Source organism: Streptomyces sp. NBC_01446, from assembly GCF_026340095.1.
GTDB lineage: Bacteria > Actinomycetota > Actinomycetes > Streptomycetales > Streptomycetaceae > Streptomyces > Streptomyces aureus.
Map to the genome: position 1 here is coordinate 5,356,464 of NZ_JAPEPO010000001.1, position 21,632 is coordinate 5,378,095.

Here is a 21,632-nt window from a genome sequence, read left to right on the forward strand (position 1 = left end):
CCTGGCCAGAGAGCTGGCCAACAGAGGGGGATTACCCTGAGTGATCATGCATGGCGAGAATGGCGTCTGCGCAGACTTTCGGTTGAGTGTGAGGTGTTGCATGACTCGCGGGTCGGCGTTGCGCCGACTTCGGGTACGACATAGGGCTCCCAACCTGTCGGCCGGGAGCCCCGCATGCTCAACTGCCGGTGCCGTCAGGACTTGACGCGGACCTCGCCGCGGAGCTTGGTCGACGTGTCGGCGGCGCTCTGCAGATCCGCGTTCTTGCCCGTCATGGCCGTCGCCAGGTCGACGGGGATGACGATGCCGAGGGTGCTGTGGTCACCCCAGATGCAGACCGGCATCGACATCTCCTTGGGAGCGGAGGAGGTCTCGCCGCTGCTGGGCGTGTCGTTCTTGATCTTCGTTTCCTGGCACTTCATCACCGCGCCGTCGGAGTCGAAGCTCTGCGGAGTGCCGACCAGCTTTCCGGTGTCGGAGTTGTCCGTCGAAGACTTCTTCTTCATTTCGGCGAACATGCCGTCCACGACCTTCTCCGGGTCGGAGATCTCGCCGTAGACGCCTATGAACTTCAGGTACTTGACCGCGAGCGGGTTCGTCTTGGTGTCGCCGGCCTGGTAGTCCGCGCCGACGCCCTGGGCGTTCTTGACGCCGTTCTTCTCGGCGTCCTTGACGTCCTTGTCGCTCATGCTGGAGTCGTCGCCGCTCGCCGACTTCTTGTACTCCCCGAGCACCGTTGCCGGCGTCGTCAGCTTGTGCGGGCCGTCGTCCGCCACGGACGAGCCGCCGCCGAACACGAAGTACGCGCCCACGCCGATCGCCGCGACCACGGCCACCGCGCCGATGATCAGGCCCGTCTTCTTCTTGCCACCCTGGGGCGGGCCGGGGGGCGGAGGGACCTGCCCGTAGGGGGCCTGGGGCTGCTGGCCGTAGGGGCCCGGCTGCTGGGGCTGGCTGTAGCCGCCAGGCTGGCCGTACGGCTGCTGCGGCTGGCCGTACGGGGGCTGCTGCGGCGGCACGCCCTGCGGGGCCTGCTGCGGGTAGCCGTAGCCGGGCTGGGGCGCGGCCGGGGGCTGCTGCCCGTAGGGGCCCGGCTGCGGCTGGCCGTAGGGTCCGGGCTGCTGAGGCTGCTGCCCGCCGTACGGGCCCGGCTGGTTGTAGCTCATTTCTGGGGTTCCCTCCCGATGCTTATGCGTTCCGAACATCCTGGCGGAAGGTGACCGTGTGTGGGGATCCCGGGGGCGGATCGGTGCCATGTTGTTGAAAGGTTGTGCCAGACGGCCGGGGCGGCCGCCGCGTCGCACGGGAATCCGGTTTCGGGGCACCCCTGCCGCGCCCCTAAACTGGGCCCGTGACCGAGAACACTCAGCAGCAGAATCCAGCGCCCACCACCGAACTGCCGACCCAGTACGCGCCGGCCGAGGTAGAGGGGGCGCTGTACGAGCGCTGGGTAGACCGGGGTTACTTCACCGCTGACGCGAACAGCGAGAAGGAGCCGTACACGATCGTCATCCCCCCGCCGAACGTCACGGGCGCGCTCCACCTGGGCCACGCCTTCCAGGTCACGCTCATGGACGCCCTCACGCGCCGCAAGCGCATGCAGGGCTACGAGACGCTGTGGCTGCCCGGCATGGACCACGCCGGCATCGCGACCCAGAACAAGGTCGAGCAGCAGCTCGCCGAGGAGGGCAAGTCCCGCCAGGACCTGGGCCGCGAGGCGTTCACCGACCGCGTGTGGCAGTGGAAGGACGAGTACGGCGGCCGGATCCTCGGCCAGCTGCGCCGCCTCGGCGCGGGCCTCGACTGGTCGCGTGAGCGCTTCACGATGGACGAGGGCCTGTCGAAGGCCGTCCAGACCATCTTCAAGAACCTGTACGACGACGGGCTCATCTACCGCGCCGAGCGCATCATCAACTGGTGCCCGCGCTGTCTGACGGCGATCTCGGACATCGAGGTCGACTACCAGGACGACGACGGCGAGCTCGTCTCGCTCAAGTACGGCGAGGGCGACGAGACGGTGGTCGTCGCCACGACCCGCGTCGAGACCATGCTCGGTGACACCGCCGTCGCGGTGCACCCCGACGACGAGCGGTACGCGCACCTGATCGGCAAGCGCATCAAGCTGCCGCTCACCGACCGGACCATCCCGGTCGTCGCCGACACGCACGTCGACCCCGAGTTCGGCACCGGCGCCGTCAAGGTGACGCCCGCCCACGACCCGAACGACTTCGCGATCGGCCAGCGGCACGACCTGGAGTCCATGACGATCATGGACGAGCGCGGTGTCATCACCGTGCACGGTCCCTTCCAGGGTCTCGACCGCTTCGAGGCGCGCTCCGCGATCGTCGCCGCCCTGCGCGAACAGGGCCGTGTCGTCGCCGAGAAGCGTCCGTACGTCCACTCCGTCGGCCACTGCTCGCGCTGCAAGACCACCGTCGAGCCGCGCCTGTCCCTCCAGTGGTGGGTCAAGGTCGACACGCTCGCCCAGGCCGCCGGTGACGCGGTCCGTGACGGGCGCGTCGCGCTCCACCCGAAGGACATGGAGAAGCGGTACTTCGACTGGGTCGACAACCTCAACGACTGGTGCATCTCACGCCAGTTGTGGTGGGGCCACCGGATCCCCGTCTGGTACGGGCCGAACGGCGAGGTCGTGTGCGTCGGCCCCGACGACCCGATCCCCGGCACGGAGGCCGAGGGCTGGACCCAGGACGAGGACGTCCTCGACACCTGGTTCTCGTCCGGCCTGTGGCCGTTCTCCACGCTCGGCTGGCCGGAGAAGACCCCGGACCTCGAGAAGTTCTACTCGACCGACGTCCTGGTGACCGGCCACGACATCATCTTCTTCTGGGTCGTCCGGATGATGATGTTCGGCCTGTACGCCATGGAGGACCAGGTCCCCTTCAAGACCGTCGCCCTCACCGGTCTCGTCCGCGACGAGTTCGGCAAGAAGATGTCGAAGTCGAATCCGAACGCCGTCGACCCGCTCGACTGGATGGACGCGTACGGATCCGACGCCGTTCGCTTCACCCTGGCCACCGGCGCCAACCCCGGTGCCGATGTGCCGATCGGCGAGGACTGGGTCAAGGCCTCCCGTAACTTCGCCAACAAGATCTGGAACGCGACGCGCTTCGCGCTGATGAACGGCGCGACCGTCGAGGGACCGCTGCCGGCGCCCGAGGCGATGACCGCGACGGACCGCTGGATCCTGTCGCGGCTCAACAAGACCGTCGCCGAAGTCGACGCCTTCTACGACGACTTCCAGTTCGCCAAGCTCTCCGACGCCCTCTACCACTTCGCGTGGGACGAGGTCTTCGACTGGTACGTCGAGCTGTCGAAGACGACGTTCTTCGAGGGCGGCGAGCAGGCGAAGGTCTCGGGCCGCGTCCTGGGCGAGGTCCTCGATGTGACGCTGCGTCTGCTGCACCCGATCGTCCCGTTCGTCACCGAGACGCTCTGGACGACGCTGACGGGTGGCGAGACGCTCGTGACCGCCGAGTGGCCGAAGGACAGCCGCTTCCGTGACGACGCCGCCGAGCGCGAGATCGAGACGCTTCAGCAGGTCATCACCGAGGTCCGGCGCTTCCGTTCCGACCAGGGCCTGCAGCCCGGTCAGCGCGTTCCGGCCCGGCTCGACCTCGACGGCACCACGCTCGCTTCGCACGAGGCCGCCATCCGGCAGCTTCTGCGGCTGCAGCCCGAGGGTGACGCCTTCTCGGCGACCGCCACTCTGTCGGTCGGCGGCGCGCAGGTCGCGCTCGACCTGTCCGGCACGATCGATGTGGCGGCCGAGCGCAAGCGGCTCGCCAAGGATCTGGCCGCCGCCGAGAAGGAGAAGGCCCAGGCCACGGGCAAGCTCGGCAACGAGGCGTTCCTCGCCAAGGCGCCGGACGCCGTCGTCGACAAGATCCGTGGGCGCCTCGCCAAGGCGGACGAGGACATCGCCCGCATTCAGCAGCAGTTGGAGCGGTTGCCTCAGGCCTGACGTGGCTGACGCCTTCGAGGTGCGACGCGTCCGTCGTCCGTGAAGTGCGTGAAGTGCGTGAAGTGCGGTGAAGGCCCCCCGGATCCTCATGGCTCCGGGGGGCCTTCGCGTTTCTCCGGGTGGCGGGGGCTCTACGTTCGTAGCCCCAGGCGTTGCAGCTCCGCGTCCGCCAAGGCGTCCAGCACCACCGGGTCCGCTTCTCGCCAGCCCTTCGCCAGCGAGCCCGGGCCAGGGCCCGGGGGGACGTCCAGGTCCGGGTCCAGATCCAGGTCCGGGTCCGGCGTCTCGTGGGGCGCGGCCGGGAGCAGTTCCGCCGTCGCCGCCAGTTCGTCCAGCGGGCGCAACAGCGCCCTCAGCGCCAGTAGTTCACGGCCGTCCTCCGTCCCCGCCAGCTCCTGCGCTGCCGCCGCCTGACGCGTCCAGCGAATGCGGCGGGGCAGCCACACCGTGAGCATCAGGCCCACCGGGATCACGAAGAGCGCCACCGCACCCAGGACCGCGAGGGCCTGTGCGGCCGCCGGGCCCTGCGGGGCCGGTGCCGCGCTCACGATCCTGTCGCCCGCGTGGGCCACGCCCCGCAGCGCTCCGTCCACCGAGCTGCCGAGGAGCGGGATACGAGGGCGGTGCTGGGCCGGCTGGGACGCCAGCTGTGCCAGCCGGTGCGCGGCCAGCGCCACCGCTGCCCACAGCGCAATCCACAGCAGGGCGGCGCCGTCGCCCAGGAATTGGCGTGCGCGGCGGCCGGGGTTGTGTGCGTACCACATGGTCCGATTGGACCTTCTCCGTACGGGGCCGGGGGCGCACCGCGCCGGGGGCTCTCCCGGCATCCCCGGTTCGGGTCAGCCCTTTCCGGCCCCCACGCACCCTTGGGATCAGGCCACTTACGCGGCCTTCAGCAGGCGCTGGAGCGAGTCGAAGTCCTCAACGCACTTGCCGCAGCCCAGCGCCACGCTGTCCAGCGGGGCCTCTGCGGGGAAGACGGGGATGCCTGTCGCCTCCGTCATGCGCACGTCCAGGCCCGGAAGCAGCGCGCCGCCGCCCGTCAGCACGATGCCGTGCTCCATGACGTCGCCGGAGAGCTCCGGCGGGCACTCCTCGAGGGTCGCCCTGAGCGCCGAGACGATCGCTTCGACGGGGGAGTTGAGGGCTTCCCGGATCTCTCGGGTGGTGAGGGTCGCGGTGTGGGGGAGGCCGGCCAGCCGTTGACGGCCTCGCACCGTGAAGGTGCCCGTTTCGGAGAGTTCCTGGGCCGGGGCCGCTGAGCCGATGGCCAGTTTGACCGCCTCCGCGGTGCGTTCGCCGATCAGCAGGCCGTGTTCCTTGCGCACGTGGTCCGTGATCGCCTCGTCCATGCGGTCGCCTCCGACGCGCAGGGACCGGGCGGTGACGATGCCGCCCAGCGAGATCACCGCCACCTCGGTGGTGCCGCCGCCTATGTCCACGACCATCGAGCCGCGCGCCTCGGCCACCGGGAGGCCCGCGCCCATCGCCGCGGCCATGGGTTCCTCTATGACGTGGACCGCCCGGGCTCCGGCTCGTTGTGCCGCGTGGACGATCGCCCGGCGCTCCACCGGAGTGACCCCGCTCGGGACGCAGATGACCATGCGGGTCCTGGGGCGGCGGCCCGGGACCGCCTTGCGCACGAAGTGACGGAGCATCTCCTCCGCCGCCTCGTAGTCGCTGATCACACCATTGCGGAGGGGGCGGATCGCGGTGATGGAGCCCGGGGTGCGGCCGAGCGTCGCCTTGGCTTCCGTGCCGACGGCGACGGTCGTCCTGTTCTGTTTCAGCGCCACCACAGACGGCTCATTGAGCACGATCCCCTTGCCGCGTACGTAGAGAAGTGTGTTGGCGGTGCCGAGATCGATGCCTATGTCCATGATCGCCAAGTTTGCAGTGTGATGCCGCGGTCCGGATGGACCAAGGTCCCGAAACGGACGGGCCGAAAGTCCCTGACTTGCCGGGTGGGGTGCGGGCCGGGCCGTGTCGGTGGTTCTCCGTAGACTGGCTTGTGTGAGTGAGCTCCCCCCGCGTGACAGCGGCGAATCCGACGGCTTCGACGACATCGTGGACGCCGAGACCGAGCGTGACCCCGATCTGGCACTGATCGAGGCCGGCAGCCGTACCCTCCGGACGCAGGGGGGTGCTCCGCAGGGGGACGGTGTGCCCGGGCGGCCGCAGGATCCCCAGGTGGCCGAGGCCCTGCGAGAGGTCGAGACCGAGCTCGCGGGGCGGTGGGGCGAGACCAAGCTGGAGCCGTCCGTCTCGCGTATCGCCGCTCTGATGGACGTGCTCGGTGACCCGCAGCGCGCCTATCCCTCGATCCACATCACGGGGACGAACGGCAAGACGTCCACGGCCCGCATGATCGAGACCCTTCTCGGCGCTTTCGAGCTGCGCACCGGGCGTTATACCTCGCCTCACGTCCAGTCGATCACCGAGCGCATCAGTCTCGACGGCGCGCCGATCGACTACGAGCGGTTCATCGAGACCTATCGGGACATTGCCCCGTATGTGGAGATGGTCGACCAGAAAGAGGAATTCCGGCTTTCCTTTTTCGAGGTGCTCACGGGGATGGCGTACGCCGCCTTCGCCGACGCGCCCGTCGATGCCGCCGTCGTCGAGGTCGGAATGGGCGGCAGCTGGGACGCCACCAATGTGATCGACGCTTCGGTGGCCGTCGTGACTCCCATCGATCTGGACCACACGGACCGGCTGGGTTCCACCCCTGGCGAGATCGCCCAGGAGAAGGCCGGAATCATCAAGCAGGGCGCCACGGTGATCATGGCGCAGCAGCCCGTCGACGCCGCTCAGGTGCTCCTGAAGAAGGCTGTCGACGTGGACGCCACCGTGGCCCGGGAAGGGCTCGAGTTCGGCGTCGTCTCCCGGCAGGTCGCCGTGGGCGGGCAGTTGCTGACCCTGCGCGGGCTCGGCGGCGAGTACGACGGGATCTTCCTCCCGCTGCACGGCGCCCACCAGGCGGCCAACGCGGCTGTCGCGCTGGCCGCGGTCGAGGCCTTCTTCGGGATCGGGTCCGAGCAGGCCCGGCTGCTCGATGTGGACACCGTCCGCCAGGCCTTCGCCGGCGCCACGTCGCCCGGCCGGCTCGAGGTCGTGAGGCGTTCGCCGACCGTGGTGCTCGACGCCGCGCACAACCCGGCCGGTGCCCGCGTCACCGCCGAGGCCATCAGTGAGGTCTTCGACTTCAGTCGGCTGGTGGGAGTCGTGGGAGCGAGCGGCGACAAGAACGTGCGCGGGGTGCTCGAGGCCTTCGAGCCGATCTTCGCCGAGGTCGTCGTCACGCAGAACTCCAGCCATCGCGCGATGGACGCGGACGAGCTCGCCGCCATCGCGGTCGAGGTCTTCGGGGACGAGCGCGTGCAGGTCGAGCCCCGCCTCGACGACGCTCTCGAGGCCGCCATCACGCTGGCCGAGGAAGAGGGCGAGTTCTCCGGCGGCGGTGTGCTCGTCACCGGGTCCGTGATCACTGTCGGCGAGGCCCGGCTGCTGTTGGGGAAGGGCTGATCCGCTGTGCGCGTGCTGTGTTCATCGACCCTGATCGGTGAGTTCTTCGTCATCGGCTTCGCCGGACTCGTCGCCATGAAGGACCCCGACCTCTCGGGCGGGGTCGTGTGGGGCGTGTGCGGTGTCGCCATGCTGCTGTCCGTGCTGCTGTGCGGGGCGCTCGGGCGGCGCGGCGGCATCGAGCTGGGGTGGGTGCTTCAAGCGGCGCTCGTCGCCAGCGGGTTCGTCGTGCCGATGATGTTCATCCTGGGTCTCTGCTTCGCCGGGCTCTGGTGGGCCTCCGTCCACTTCGGCCGCCGGATCGACGAGGCCAAGGCCAGGTGGGCCGCCCAGGCCGAGGCCGGAGGTAACACCGCGTAGCCGTGCCCGGTATCGTGCGGACATCCCACGAAGATTTTGGAGCCGCACCATGAGTCAGCGCACTCTTGTCCTTCTCAAGCCCGACGCCGTCCGCCGCGGTCTCGTCGGCGAGATCATCGGCCGGATCGAGCGCAAGGCCGGCTGGACGATCAGCGCGCTGGAACTGCGGAACCTGGACCAGGACACCCTGGAGCAGCACTACGGCGAGCACAAGGGCAAGCCCTTCTACGAGCCGCTGGTCGCCTTCATGGCGTCCGGGCCCGTGGTGGCTCTCGTCGTCGAGGGCGAGCGGGTCATCGAGGGTGTGCGTCAGCTGGCCGGCCCGACCGACCCGATCGCCGCCGCTCCGGGCTCCATCCGTGGCGACTTCGGCACCATCGTCCGCGAGAACCTGATCCACGCATCGGACTCGGAGGAGTCGGCCGAGCGCGAGCTGAAGATCTTCTTCCCCGGGCAGGTGTAGTCCGGTCCGTGAGACCGGAAAGTTCTTTTTCTGACGCTCCGTCAGTCGGGGAGCGCCGCTGAACAGGGGCGGCCGGAGAAATTCGGCCGCCTTTTGGCATATGCGCCCCCGTTGGGGGAACGCGACACTCCGTCGGCACGTCCCCATTAGCGGAGCGGGGATTCATCTGCTGACAATGGCGAAGACCCTCGCGCCGTGTTCGTGCAGGCGAGACTACGATGTAAGCCTCCACGCCACTCGCACCCACCTCGCCTACCTAACAAGCCATCAAACGCTCCACTTGGGAAGGCCAGACGAATCCTGATGGGGAACTCAATGTCGTTCATCGGCCGTGACATGGCTGTCGACCTCGGGACCGCCAACACGCTGGTGTACGTCAGGGGTCGCGGGATCGTACTCAACGAGCCGTCCGTCGTCGCGATCAACACCAACACCGGCGGCATCCTCGCTGTCGGCGCCGAAGCCAAGAAGATGATCGGCCGTACGCCGGGCAACATCGTCGCCGTGCGACCGCTGAAGGACGGCGTGATCGCCGACTTCGAGATCACCGAGCGCATGCTCCGCTACTTCATCCTGAAGATCCACAAGCGGCGCTACCTCGCTCGCCCCCGTGTCGTGGTGTGCGTGCCCTCCGGCATCACCGGTGTCGAGCGCCGCGCGGTCATCGAGGCCTCCTCGCAGGCCGGTGCCCGCCAGGTGCACATCATCGAGGAGCCCATGGCCGCGGCCATCGGCTCCGGCCTCCCGGTCCACGAGGCCACGGGCAACATGGTGGTCGACATCGGCGGCGGCACCACCGAGGTCGCGGTGATCTCGCTCGGCGGAATCGTCACAGCACAGTCCATCCGGGTCGCCGGGGACGAGCTGGACAACGCGATCATCCAGCACATCAAGAAGGAGTACTCGCTGCTTCTTGGTGAGCGGACTGCCGAGCAGATCAAGATCACGATTGGCTCCGCGTACGACCTCGACTCCGACGAACACACCGAAATCCGTGGGCGCGACCTTGTGTCCGGACTCCCGAAGACCGTCGTCATCTCGGCCGCCGAGGTGCGCAAGGCGATCGAGGAACCGGTCAACGCGATCGTCGACGCCGTCAAGACGACCCTGGACAAGTGCCCGCCGGAGCTGTCGGGCGACGTCATGGACCGGGGCATCGTGCTCACCGGCGGCGGCGCCCTGCTGCGCGGCCTCGACGAGCGGCTGCGCCGTGAGACGGGCATGCCGATCCACATCGCCGAGGACCCCCTCGACAGCGTGGCGCTCGGCTCCGGCAAGTGCGTCGAGGAGTTCGAGGCGCTCCAGCAGGTGCTGGACGCCCAGCCGCGCAGATGACCTGACGCGAGACGTCCGCCGTACGAGTGCCTGCCACTTCGTACGGCGGATCGTTGATATATAGGCAAGGCGTAAGAATTCCCCATAACCTGCGGTACCTCAGGGTTTCCGCAGAATCCGATTGAGGAAGGCACGGCCGCCGCACGTGAGGGACACACGAGAGAGCCGGCTGCTCCTGGTGCTGCTGATCGCCATCGCGTTCGCACTGATCACGGTGGACATCCGCGGTGGGGAGGACTCGCCGGTCGACGGTGCCCGCCGGGCCGCCGCCACGGTCTTCGGCCCCGTGGAGAACGGCGTCTCCAGCGCAGTCGACCCGATCGGCAACGCCATAGCTGCCGTCAAGGACTCCGGTGAGCGGCACAACCGCGTCAGCGAACTGGAGCGCGAGAACGCCGCCTTGAAGGCGAAGCTCGGCAGCGACGACCGCAACCGAAGCAAGATCCGCCAGCTCGACTCCATGCTGAAGACGGCGGGCGCGGGACAGTACGGCATCAAGGGGGCCCAGGTCATCGCCATAGGAGCAGCCCAGGGGTTCTCCTGGACCGTCACCATCGACTCCGGCGCCAACGACGGCCTCAAGCGCGACATGACCGTTCTGAACGGGGACGGGCTCGTGGGGCGCGTGACCACCGTAGGACCCAACACCGCGACCGTCCTGCTCGCCAACGACCCCGACTTCACCGTCGGTACCCGCATGGAGCGCACCGACGAGCTCGGCTTCGCCTCCGGACAGGGCGACCGGCCGCTGCGCGTGCAGCTCCTCAACGGCAAGGCCAAGGTCAAGAAGGGCGACCGTCTGGTGACGTTCGGGTCCCAGGCCGACAAGCCGTTCGTGCCCGGCGTGCCCGTGGGACAGGTGGTGCGCGTCGATCCGTCCGGCGGCGACCTGACCCGGACGATCTATGTGAAGCCGTACGTCGGATTTACCAAGCTCGACGTCGTGGGCGTGGTCGTACAGGCTCCGCGCACCGATCCGCGCGACGAGGTGCTGCCGTCCAAGCCGGCCAAGCCCAAGCCGACGCCCACCGTCACCGTCACGGCCACGCCGTCCGGGCCCCCGGCCGACGCCAACGGCAACGCCGAGCAGTAGGAGCTGGATCCCATGCGCTTCAACCGGTTGCTGCTCTCCACCACCCTGGTGATCGTCGCCCTGGTCGTCCAGGTGTGCGTACTCGCCCGACTCCAACTGCCCGGCGCCGTGCCGGACCTCGTGCTCCTGACCGTCGTCGGCCTCGCCCTCGTGTACGGCCATGTCGGCGGCGCGTTCATCGGGTTCGGCGCGGGTCTGCTCGCCGACCTGGCGCCGCCGGCCGACCACGCCGCCGGGCGCTACGCCCTCGTGCTGTGCGTCGTCGGCTACCTCGTCGGCCTCGCCAAGCCGGACAACGGCCAGCTCAGGTCCGCCTTCGGCCCGATGGTCGTGGTCGTCGCCGCGGCCATCGGCTCGACCCTGCTCTACGCGGGTGTCGGCGCCCTCGTCGGCGACACCGCAGCCCGCCATGTGGGCATCGGCAGCCTGCTGTTCACGGCAGCGCTCTACGATCTGCTCCTCGCGCCGTTCACCGTGCCGTTCATCATCGCCCTGGCCAGACGCGCCGACAACGATCCGCTCGCCGATTCCTCGCCCGGCGCCGGCAAGGCCACCGACGTCACCGCCGGCTGGCTCTCCTCCGGCACCGGCCTGCGCATCGGCAACCAGCGCGGCGGACTCCGCCTGAAGGCCGCCAAGGCGCGCAGCGCGCGGGCCGGCCGCATCAAGGGGGTCAAGCGCCTGTGAGCGCCGCGCACATCACCGTGTACACGCACTGAGAGGGGGAGGCAGCATGACCAACATTCCCGAGACCGGGCGGACTCCACGCGTCCAGATCCGACTCGTCATCCTCCAGATCCTGGTCCTGTCCCTCCTGCTCACCCTCGGCGGCCGCCTCTGGTACCTCCAGATCCGCAACGGCGCCGAGTACGCCAAGGAGGCCTCCGGCAACCACGTCCAGCAGGTCGTCAGCCCCGCCGTGCGCGGCTCGATCCTCGACGCCCGCGGCGTGCCGCTCGCCGACAACGAGACCCGCCTGGTCGTCTCCGCGTCCCGCACGGACCTGATGAAGATGCCCGACGACGGCAAGGCCGTTCTCGCCAAGCTCGCCGGCGTCCTCGGGATGAAGACCGGGGACGTCACGGAGAAGGTCCGCCTCTGCGACGCCAAGACGCCGCAGCCCTGCTGGAACGGCTCGCCCTACCAGCCCATCCCGATCACGGACGAGGCCACGCCCAAGCAGGCCCTCCAGATCCGCGAGCGCTCCGAGGACTTCCCCGGCATCACCGCCGAACCCGAGGCCGTACGCCGTTACGCCGGGCCGGGCGACTCCAACACCGCGCAGGTCCTCGGCTACCTCTCGCCCGTCACCGACGCCGAGATCGAGAAGGCCAAGGACACCTCGTCGCCGTACCTACGCTCCGACCAGGTCGGCCGTTCCGGCCTGGAGCGCACCTACGACAAGGAGTTGCGCGGCAAGGCCGGCGTCACCCGCTACGAGGTCGACAACCTCGGCCGCGTCATCGGGCGCGCGAACAGCGACAAGGCCGAGACCGGGGCGAGCGTCGTCACCTCGATCGACTCGCGCGTGCAGGGCGTCGCCGAGTACGAGCTGAACGAGGCGATGAAGGCGGCCCGCCAGCAGTTCGACAAGATCACCGGCGAGAAATACAAGGCCGACTCCGGCGCGGTCGTCGTCATGGAGGCCAAGACCGGCCGGATCGTCTCCATGGCGTCCGCACCGTCGTACGACCCGAACGTCTGGGTCGGCGGCATCTCCGCCAAGGACTACAAGCAGCTCACCGGCAAGGGCTCCGACTACCCGCTGCTCAACAGGGCCATTCAGGGTCAGTCCGCGCCCGGTTCGACGTTCAAGGTGGTCTCCACGGCCGCCGCGGCCGAAGCCGGCTACAAGTGGGACGGCGGCTACCCCTGCACCAGCTCCTACTCGGTCGGCGGCCAGGTTTTCAAGAACTTCGAGGGGGAGAGCTTCGGCCCCATCTCTCTCGGCCGCGCGCTGGAAGTCTCCTGTGACACCGTCTTCTACGGCCTCGCCGACCGGGAATGGAAGAAGGACGGCGGCATCAACCCGAAGGGGACCCCCAAGGACTACTTCTACAAGGCCGCCCACCAGTTCGGCCTCGGCAAGACCACCGGCATCGACCTTCCCAACGAGGTCACGGGCCGCGTCCCCGACCGCCGGTGGAAGAAAGACTTCTGGAAGGCCAACAAGGACAGCTGGTGCAGGACCGGCAAGAAGGACGGCAGCTACGTCGAGAAGATCGCCTACGAGAACTGCCTCGAGGGCAACAAGATGCGCGAGGGCGACTCGATCAACTACTCCATCGGCCAGGGCGACACCCTCGTCACGCCGATCCAGCAGGCCATGATCTACGGGGCCCTCGCCAACGGCGGCACCGAGTACGTCCCGACCATCGGCAAGGCGATCATCAGCGGCGACGGCAAGACGGTCAGGAAGATCAAGCCCCAGGTCAAGGCCAAGCTCCCGATCACCAACGCGACCCACAAGGGCATGGACGCCGCCCTCGCCGGCGTCGTCACCCGCGGTACCGCCGCCTGGAAGTTCGGCGGCTGGCCCCAGGACAAGATCCCGCTGCACGCCAAGACCGGCACCGCCGAGGTCTACGGCAAGCAGACCACGTCATGGCTGGCCACGTACTCCAAGGACTACTCGGTCATCATGACGATCTCCCAGGCCGGTACGGGCTCCGGAGCCTCCGGTGAGGCCGTCCGCAAGATCTACAACGCGCTGTACGGCGTCTCCGCCGACGGCACGATCGACAAGAAGAAGGCCCTGCTGCCCTCGCCGGAGAAGAACCTGCCGAAGATCCAGCCGGACGGTTCGATCGACGCGCCGACCATCAAGCCCTACGAGCCCGCCGACCCGAGCCCGTCCCCCACGGAGCAACTGGCGGCGGTCCTCGGCACCCCGGTGACCGGAAGGCGGCACTGACACCATGGCCGGTACCAACGGTTTCTCCGTCTCCGGGTACGGACCCGAGCGCTCCACCCTGTCCCGGCTCATGGCCAGGGACTCGGTGATACGCCGCCTCGACTGGCCGATCCTCCTGTCGGCGCTCGCCCTGTCCCTCATCGGCTCGGCGCTCGTCTACTCGGCGACCCGCAACCGCACCGTGATCAACCAGGGCGATCCGTACTACTTCCTGATCCGGCACCTCATGAACACCGGCATCGGCCTGGCCCTGATGATCGGCACGATCTGGCTCGGCCACCGCACCCTGCGCACGGCCGTGCCGATCCTCTACGGCGCCTCGGTCTTCCTGATGCTGCTGGTGCTGACCCCGCTCGGCGACACGATCAACGGACAGCGCAACTGGCTGTCCGCGGGCGGAGTGTCGCTCCAGCCCGCCGAGTTCGCCAAGATCACGATCATCCTGGGCATGGCGATGCTGCTGGCCTCACGGGTCGACGCGGGCGACAAGCAGCACCCCGACCACCGCACGGTACTGCAGGCGCTGGGCCTCGCTACCGTCCCGATGCTCGTCGTGCTGCTCATGCCCGACCTCGGCACGATCATGGTCGCGGTCATCATCGTGCTCGGTGTGCTGCTCGCCTCCGGCGCCTCCAACCGATGGGTGTTCGGCCTGCTCGGCGCGGGTGTGCTCGGCGCGATCTCCGTCTGGCGGCTGCACATCCTCGACGAGTACCAGATCAACCGCTTCGCCGCCTTCGCCAACCCGGCGCTCGACCCCGCCGGAGTCGGCTACAACACCAACCAGGCCCGCATCGCGATCGGCTCGGGCGGCCTGACCGGCACCGGCCTCTTCCATGGCTCCCAGACCACCGGCCAGTTCGTCCCCGAGCAGCAGACCGACTTCGTCTTCACCGTCGCCGGCGAGGAACTCGGCTTCGCCGGGGCCGGGCTGATCCTGCTCCTGCTCGGCGTCGTCCTGTGGCGCGCCTGCCGCATCGCCCGCGAGACGACCGAGCTCTACGGCACGATCGTCGCCGCCGGGATCATCGCCTGGTTCGCCTTCCAGGCCTTCGAGAACATCGGCATGACGCTCGGCATCATGCCGGTGGCGGGCCTGCCCCTGCCGTTCGTGTCGTACGGAGGATCGTCCATGTTCGCCGTGTGGGTGGCGATCGGGCTCCTCCAGTCGATCCGTGTCCAGAGGCCCATGTCCGCTTAAGGCTCCCTGGGGGTCTGCCCATAAGCCGGATTCGAGACTAAATTCGGTTCATGGCGGAGACGAAGCGCGAGATCGAGCGGAAGTACGAGGCGCCGGTGGCCGACGAAGGCTTCGGGCTGCCGGATCTGAGCCATGTCGCCGGAGTCTCGGCCGTCATCGACAAAGGCGTCGTCGACCTCGACGCCGTCTACTACGACACCGCCGACCAGCGCCTCGCGGCCGCCGCGATCACCCTGCGGCGGCGCACCGGCGGCGCCGACGCGGGCTGGCACCTCAAGCTCCCTGTCTCCCTCGCCGAGGGCGTACGGGACGAGATCCGGGCCCCGCTCTCCGACGACGTGCCCCGCGACCTCACCGGCCTCGTGCGCTCCCGGGTGCGCGAGGCCGATCTCGTACCCGTGATGAGGCTGCGCTCCTCGCGTGACGTCCGCGATCTCACCGGCGCCGACGGCGCGCTCCTCGCCGAGGTCAGCGTCGACGGTGTACGGGCCGAGCGGCTCACCGGCGGGGCAGGCGCCGCCGCCTGGACCGAGATCGAGGTCGAGCTGGCGGACGGCGGCGACCCGGCGTTCCTCGGCAAGGTCGAGAAGAAGCTCCGCAAGGCGGGCGCGAGCCGCTCGGCCTCCACGTCGAAGCTCGCGCGGGCGCTCACGGAGACCGGCATCGGCCCGCGCCCGCCCCGGCCCGCCGACGCCCCCGAGACCCCCGCAGACCACGTCCTCGTCTACCTCAGGGCCCAGCGCGACGCGATCGTCGACCTCGACCCCGCCGTCCGCCGCGACCTGCCCGATTCGGTGCACCAGATGCGCGTCGCCACCCGCCGCTTGCGCAGCGCCCTGCGCTCGTACCGCAAGGTCCTCGACCGGGACGTGACCGACCCCATCGGCGACGAGCTGAAGTGGCTCGCCGGTGAGCTCGGAGTCGACCGCGACCAGGAGGTCCTGACCGAGCGGCTGACCGCGGCCCTCGACGAACTGCCGCGCGAGATGCCCACGGGCCCCGTCCGGGCCCGGCTGCGGGACTGGTCACGGGCCCGGCACCGCGGATCGCGCCACCATCTGATCGCCGTACTCGACGGCAAGCGCTACCTCGCGCTCCTCGCCGCCCTCGACGCACTTGTCGACGCGCCCCCGCTGCGGGCCAAGCAGCCGAAGAACGCCCTGGCCAAGGCCGTGCGCCGGGATTACAAGCGGCTCGCGGGACGTGTCGAGGAGGCGCTCGACACGGATCCCGGCCCGACGCGCGACCGCGCCATGCACGACGCCCGCAAGGCCGCCAAGCGCAGCCGGTACGCGGCCGAGGTCGCCAGGCCCGCGCTCGGCGGCCGGGCGAAGAATGTCGGCAAGCACGCCAAGGCGCTCCAGTCCCTGCTGGGCGAGCACCAGGACAGCGTGATGGCGCGCGAGGCGCTGCTCGACCTGGCGGCGCAGGCCCACGCGGCGGGGGAGAGCTCCTTCACATACGGGCTGCTGTACGGGCGCGAGGAGGCGCTCGCCGAGCGGGCCGAGGCGGAGCTGCCGCCGCTGTGGGCGAAGACTGTCTCCTGACCGCGTTACGCTTGACAGTCATCCTTGTCAGCTCACGAAGGTCCCGGGTATGCCTGCCGAAGCCGCAGAGTCGGTTTTTCCACAGCTCGAAGCTTTGCTCCCGCATGTGCAGAAGCCGATCCAGTACGTGGGCGGTGAGCTCAATTCCACCGTCAAGCCGTGGGAGAGCTCCGACGTCCGCTGGGCGCTGATGTACCCGGACGCCTACGAGGTCGGGCTCCCGAACCAGGGCGTCATGATCCTCTACGAGGTGCTGAACGAGCGCGAGGGCGTTCTCGCCGAGCGCACGTACAGCGTCTGGCCGGACATGGAAGCGCTGATGCGCGAGCACAAGGTGCCGCAGTTCACCGTGGACTCGCACCGGCCGCTCAAGGCGTTCGACGTGTTCGGGCTCTCCTTCTCCACAGAGCTCGGCTACACGAACATGCTCACTGCCCTGGACCTCGCCGGTATCCCGCTGGCGGCCAAGGACCGTACGATCGACGACCCGATCGTCCTCGCGGGCGGCCACGCGGCCTTCAATCCCGAGCCGATCGCCGAGTTCATCGACTGCGCCGTCATCGGTGACGGCGAGCAGGCCGTCCTCGACATGACGGAGATCATCCGCGCCTGGAAGGCCGAGGGGTGCCCCGGCGGTCGCGAGGAGGTGCTGTTCCGCCTCGCGAAGACGGGCGGTGTCTACGTCCCCGGGTTCTACGACGTCGAGTACCTGCCGGACGGCCGCATCGGCCGCGTCGTGCCGAACAGGTCCGGCGTGCCGTGGCGCGTCAGCAAGCACACCGTCATGGACCTCGACGAGTGGCCGTACCCGAAGCAGCCCCTCGTCCCGCTCGCCGAGACCGTCCACGAGCGGATGTCCGTCGAGATCTTCCGCGGCTGCACCCGCGGCTGCCGTTTCTGCCAGGCCGGCATGATCACGCGCCCCGTGCGGGAGCGAAGCATCACCGGCATCGGCGACATGGTCGAGAAGGGTCTCAAGGCGACCGGGTTCGAGGAGGTCGGCCTGCTCTCGCTGTCCTCCGCCGACCACTCCGAGATCGGTGACATCGCGAAGGGCCTCGCCGACCGTTACACCGAGGACAAGATCGGCCTGTCGCTGCCGTCCACCCGTGTGGACGCGTTCAACGTCGACCTGGCCAACGAGCTCACGCGCAACGGCCGCCGCTCCGGCCTGACCTTCGCCCCCGAGGGCGGCTCCGAGCGCATGCGCAAGGTCATCAACAAGATGGTCTCGGAAGAGGACCTCATCCGGACCGTCGCCACGGCGTACGGCAACGGCTGGCGCCAGGTGAAGCTGTACTTCATGGTCGGCCTGCCGACGGAGACCGACGAGGACGTCCTGCAGATCGCGGAGATGGCGGCGAACGTCATCGCCAAGGGCCGTGAGGTCGCGGGCAACGACATCCGCTGCACGGTCTCCATCGGCGGCTTCGTGCCCAAGCCGCACACGCCGTTCCAGTGGGCCCCGCAGCTGTCGGCCGCCGGTACGGACGCCCGTCTGGAGAAGCTCCGCGACAAGATCCGCGGCGACAAGAAGTACGGCCGCTCCATCGGCTTCCGCTACCACGACGGCAAGCCCGGCATCGTCGAGGGCCTGCTCTCCCGCGGTGACCGCCGCATCGGCTCCGTCATCCGCGCGGTCTACGAGGACGGCGGCCGCTTCGACGGCTGGCGCGAACACTTCAGCTACGACCGCTGGATGGCCTGCGCCGAGAAGACGCTGCCCGAGTTCGGTGTCGACGTCGACTGGTACACGACGCGCGAGCGCACGTACGAGGAGGTCCTGCCCTGGGACCACCTGGACTCCGGTCTCGACAAGGACTGGCTCTGGGAGGACTGGCAGGACTCGCTCGACGAGACCGAGGTCGAGGACTGCCGCTGGACGCCGTGCTTCGACTGCGGGGTGTGTCCGCAGATGGACACGCACATCCAGGTCGGCCCGACGGGCAAGAAGCTGCTGCCGCTGACGGTCGTCAAGTAGCGCACGAACGACGGGAGTTAGGGGCCGGGATGCCGTCATGGCGTCCCGGTCCCTCAGTCGTGTCAGGCCGTGATCGGCTTGTTGTCCACGCGGACGTGGTCGATCGCCCAGTACCAGTTGTTGCCCGCGTCGTACATGCGGAACTTGAGCGTGACGCTCTTCGCGTTCGCCGGGACCGTCAACTCCTTTGCCACGAAGGTGTTTTCGGCGTCGTGGCCGGCATTGTCGTTGCCCGTCGCGTCGGAGCTGTAATAGAGGAGGCGGGTCTCCTCGCCCGTGTCGAAGACCGCCGTGACTGCGGCCTTCTGCGGGGCCTCCTGGCGGTAGTGCGAGTCGAAGGCCACGTACAGCTTCGACGTGCCGGACGGGACCGGGACCGCGGGGGAGACCAGCGTCGAGTCGAACGTGCCCTTCGCGGACGGCGAGCCGGTGTCGTCCCAGTCGTCCGGGTCGGCGACCGCGACGACGCCGAGCGCGCGGCCGAAGCCGCCCCGGTCCTGGCCCGCCGGTGACCAGGCCCGCTTGGTGTGGAACGTCCAGCCCTGGAGGCGGGCGGTGCCCTGCGGCATGGCGGCCGCGTTCACCACGGACCAGCCCTTGGGAGCTGTCGCGGTCCAGCCGACGACACCCGACACCGGCTGGAGCGCGTCCGCCACCGACTCGAAGTCCTCGCCGAGCAGATGGCCCGCCATGGACGGGGCGGTACGCGCCGAGACCTCGCCGTCGGCCAGGACGAACCGCTCGCCGGAGCGGGCCCGCGCCGTCACCAGGAGCCGGTACGCGACCGTGCCCGACAGCTCGCCGGGGACCTGTACCTCCCACTCGGCGGTCGCCGACGCGCCCGCCGCGAGCGAGGCCGGCGGCGCCGAAACCGCCTTCACCGCCCAGCCCTTGGGCACCACCGGGTGCGCCTCGATCGCGGACACGGCGCTCGTCGCGTCGAACCGTGCGCGGACGCGGGCGGCCTTGCCGGGGACCAGGATCGCCTCGTCGATCGTGGTCGACGCCGCCTCCAGGGACACCGTGACGCCTAGCGCGTCGGGCAGCCCCATCGCGGGGTCGGTGACGCCTTCGAGCGTGCCGGGGACCCGGCCCGCGTACCGGCGCAGGAAGCCGGGCTCGTCGCGGACGGTGACGGCCACGTCGTACCAGCCCTCGCGCGGCACGCGGATCCGGACGGTGCGGTGTGCGCCCGCGCCGACGCGGAACTCGCGGGTGCCGCCGCCGTAGGCGAGGTCGCCTATGAGGAACGTGCGGGCGAAGCGGGCGTGGTTGGTCAGCTCGACGTCGGCGCCGCGGCCGTCGTCGGCGAGGTCCAGGTGCGCCTCGTACGTGCCCGCCGCGTCGCCGCGCAGATGCCACAGGACGCCGTTCGGCCCGTGGACGCGCAGGTCGTAGCCGTTGTCGCCGGGGCTCCACACGTCGGACAGCTTCGACTTGGGGCTCAGTGTGTAGTGCTTGGGCGCGATGCCGGGCTCGGGGTACACCGCGAGGACGGCGCCCTGGCGGCCGTGGTTGGCGAGGTCCAGGGTGATTTTGCCGCCGCGCACGCGGGGCGTGACCCGCAGGTCGTACGGGGTGGGGCGGGCGGTGCGGCTGCCGCGCTGCTGCGCGGGCAGGAGCTGCGGCTTGGGCACGGTGGGCGCGGGCAGCTTGCCGGTGTCGGTGACCTTCTGGCGGTTGCCGCTGGTGTCGGGCAGCGTGGGCCACGACGGGTTCTTGCCGGAGAAGTCGAAGACGTCGGTCAGGTCGCCGGTGATCTCACGGCGCCAGGGGCTGATGTTGGGCTCGCGCACCCCGAAGCGCTTCTCCAGGAACTGGATGACGGACGTGTGGTCGCACACCGTCGACGCCACGGCGCCGCCGCGCGTCCACGGCGACACCACGATCATCGGTACGCGCATGCCGAGCCCGAGGGGGAAGGGCCCCGCGGCCTTCGTCTCACCGGCGGGCAGCGTGTCGGACCAGGTCAGCGACCCGTCGGCGCCCTTCACGCGGTACTGGCCCCGCTGGTTGACCGGCCGGTAGAAGGTCGAGCTGCCCTTGCTGACCCGCACCACGACCTCGCCGTCGGGCGTCACGGTCGACCGGCCGCGGTCCTCGGCGACCGGCGGCACGGGCGCGACCAGGTGGTCGTAGAAGCCGCCGTGTTCGTCGTAGTTCAGGATGAACGCGGTCTTGGCGAAGACCTCGGGGTTGTCGGCGAGCGCGGACAGCAGACGTGCCGTCAGATCCTCGCCGTGCGGCGGCGCGTAGCTGGCGTGCTCGGACAGGGCGGCCGGCGCGACGAGCCAGGAGACCTGCGGCAGCGTGTCGTTCTTCACGTCCTCGGCGAACGCGGCGACCAGCGCGTCACCCATCGCCCACGGGTCGTTCGTCTGCGCGGGGTTGCCGACCTTCTTCATGCCGCGCTCGTACAGCGACTCACCGGGCTTGGCGGCGCGGAAGGTGTGGAACCAGGCGAGCGCGTTGTCGTCGAAGTTCTCCTGCGCCTGGTACGTCTTCCAGCTGACGCCCTCCGCTTCGAGGCGCTCGGCGTAGGTCGTCCACTCGAAGCCGGGCTCCTGGTTGTCGACGACGGCGATGTCGCGCACCGTGCCGCCGCTGGTGCCGGTCATCAGGTGCTCGCGGTTGGGGTTGGTGCTGGTCTCGGTCGAGCAGTAGTAGTGGTCGCAGATGGTGAAGACCGAGGCGAGCGCGCTGTAGAAGGGCATGTCGGCGGGCTCGTAGTAGCCCTGGCCGAGCCAGCCGCTGCCGCGTCGGGTGACGTAGCCGTCGGCCATACCGTCGTTGCGGGCGTTCATCGAGTCGCCGAACCCGAAGGCGGCGGCGCCCTGCTGGTAGGCGCTGGTGTGCGCGGCGTTCATCGCGAACGGCGCGAGCCAGCCCTCGGCGCGCGACGGGTCGGGCTGGTGGAACACGGGCCGGCCGTTGATCCCGCGTACGGCGGCGCGGTCACCGAACCCCCGTATCCCCTGCATCGTGCCGAAGTAGTGGTCGAACGACCGGTTCTCCTGCATGAACACCACGACGTGCTGGATGTCCTCCAGCTTGCCGGGCCTGCCCGGCGCGGCGAGCGCGGTGCGCAGGCTCAGTGGCAGCGCGGCCAGCACTCCGGCGGCCGCGGCGCCGCCGATGAGGGTGCGGCGGGAGAGTTCGGGTCTGTGCTCGGGGTGCGGTGAGCTCGTGCTCATCGGGGGTGTCCTCCAACGTCCTTCTGCAAGCGGCCTG

At 69.5% G+C, this 21,632-nt stretch carries 15 protein-coding genes; 11 read left to right on the forward strand and 4 right to left on the reverse strand.

What is annotated here, in order from left to right; all coding sequences use genetic code 11:
- Window positions 1-194: 194 nt before the first annotated feature.
- Window positions 195-1,166 carry a hypothetical protein gene (locus OG456_RS24000; RefSeq protein WP_266564259.1) on the reverse strand — a complete coding sequence of 324 codons (972 nt, stop codon included), beginning with the start codon at window positions 1,164-1,166 and terminating at the stop codon, window positions 195-197.
- A gap of 185 nt (window positions 1,167-1,351) precedes the next feature.
- Between OG456_RS24000 and OG456_RS24005 the strand changes: the two genes are divergently transcribed.
- Complete coding sequence (locus OG456_RS24005; protein WP_266564261.1) at window positions 1,352-3,982, forward strand: valine--tRNA ligase; 2,631 nt, start codon at window positions 1,352-1,354, stop codon at window positions 3,980-3,982.
- A gap of 131 nt (window positions 3,983-4,113) precedes the next feature.
- Here the strand turns inward: OG456_RS24005 and OG456_RS24010 are convergent, their stop codons facing one another.
- Window positions 4,114-4,746 carry a hypothetical protein gene (locus OG456_RS24010; RefSeq protein ID WP_266564263.1) on the reverse strand — a complete coding sequence of 211 codons (633 nt, stop codon included), beginning with the start codon at window positions 4,744-4,746 and terminating at the stop codon, window positions 4,114-4,116.
- Between the two features lie 117 nt (window positions 4,747-4,863).
- Window positions 4,864-5,862 carry a rod shape-determining protein gene (locus OG456_RS24015; RefSeq protein ID WP_266569405.1) on the reverse strand — a complete coding sequence of 333 codons (999 nt, stop codon included), beginning with the start codon at window positions 5,860-5,862 and terminating at the stop codon, window positions 4,864-4,866.
- A gap of 133 nt (window positions 5,863-5,995) precedes the next feature.
- Between OG456_RS24015 and OG456_RS24020 the strand changes: the two genes are divergently transcribed.
- The 10 genes from OG456_RS24020 to OG456_RS24065 all read left to right on the forward strand — a co-directional run bounded on the left by OG456_RS24020 (window position 5,996) and on the right by OG456_RS24065 (window position 18,401).
- Window positions 5,996-7,507: a folylpolyglutamate synthase/dihydrofolate synthase family protein gene (locus OG456_RS24020; protein ID WP_266564265.1), complete on the forward strand. Its 1,512-nt coding sequence runs from the start codon at window positions 5,996-5,998 to the stop codon at window positions 7,505-7,507.
- 6 nt (window positions 7,508-7,513) lie between these two features.
- Window positions 7,514-7,867, forward strand: a complete 354-nt coding sequence (locus OG456_RS24025) for a DUF4233 domain-containing protein (RefSeq protein WP_116512996.1) — start codon at window positions 7,514-7,516, stop codon at window positions 7,865-7,867.
- 49 nt (window positions 7,868-7,916) lie between these two features.
- On the forward strand, window positions 7,917-8,330 hold the full coding sequence (ndk, locus tag OG456_RS24030) for a nucleoside-diphosphate kinase (protein ID WP_100594213.1): 414 nt from the start codon (window positions 7,917-7,919) through the stop codon (window positions 8,328-8,330).
- A 315-nt stretch (window positions 8,331-8,645) separates the two neighbouring features.
- Window positions 8,646-9,665 (forward strand): rod shape-determining protein, encoded by a 1,020-nt coding sequence (locus OG456_RS24035; RefSeq protein WP_059131610.1) that lies wholly within the window; start codon window positions 8,646-8,648, stop codon window positions 9,663-9,665.
- A gap of 145 nt (window positions 9,666-9,810) precedes the next feature.
- Window positions 9,811-10,758 carry a rod shape-determining protein MreC gene (gene mreC / locus OG456_RS24040; RefSeq protein ID WP_266564273.1) on the forward strand — a complete coding sequence of 316 codons (948 nt, stop codon included), beginning with the start codon at window positions 9,811-9,813 and terminating at the stop codon, window positions 10,756-10,758.
- A gap of 12 nt (window positions 10,759-10,770) precedes the next feature.
- On the forward strand, window positions 10,771-11,445 hold the full coding sequence (gene mreD, locus OG456_RS24045; RefSeq protein WP_266564275.1) for a rod shape-determining protein MreD: 675 nt from the start codon (window positions 10,771-10,773) through the stop codon (window positions 11,443-11,445).
- 46 nt (window positions 11,446-11,491) lie between these two features.
- Window positions 11,492-13,672, forward strand: a complete 2,181-nt coding sequence (mrdA, locus tag OG456_RS24050) for a penicillin-binding protein 2 (protein ID WP_266564277.1) — start codon at window positions 11,492-11,494, stop codon at window positions 13,670-13,672.
- A gap of 4 nt (window positions 13,673-13,676) precedes the next feature.
- Window positions 13,677-14,873, forward strand: a complete 1,197-nt coding sequence (gene rodA, locus OG456_RS24055) for a rod shape-determining protein RodA (protein ID WP_266564279.1) — start codon at window positions 13,677-13,679, stop codon at window positions 14,871-14,873.
- A gap of 50 nt (window positions 14,874-14,923) precedes the next feature.
- On the forward strand, window positions 14,924-16,420 hold the full coding sequence (locus OG456_RS24060; RefSeq protein ID WP_266564281.1) for a CYTH and CHAD domain-containing protein: 1,497 nt from the start codon (window positions 14,924-14,926) through the stop codon (window positions 16,418-16,420).
- Between the two features lie 49 nt (window positions 16,421-16,469).
- The gene (locus OG456_RS24065; RefSeq protein WP_266564283.1) at window positions 16,470-18,401 is read left to right on the forward strand and encodes a TIGR03960 family B12-binding radical SAM protein; all 1,932 of its coding nucleotides are present in this window, start codon (window positions 16,470-16,472) and stop codon (window positions 18,399-18,401) included.
- Between the two features lie 62 nt (window positions 18,402-18,463).
- Here OG456_RS24065 and OG456_RS24070 read toward each other — a convergent pair whose 3' ends face one another.
- Window positions 18,464-21,595 (reverse strand): phosphocholine-specific phospholipase C, encoded by a 3,132-nt coding sequence (locus tag OG456_RS24070; RefSeq protein WP_266564285.1) that lies wholly within the window; start codon window positions 21,593-21,595, stop codon window positions 18,464-18,466.
- Window positions 21,596-21,632 lie beyond the last annotated feature (37 nt).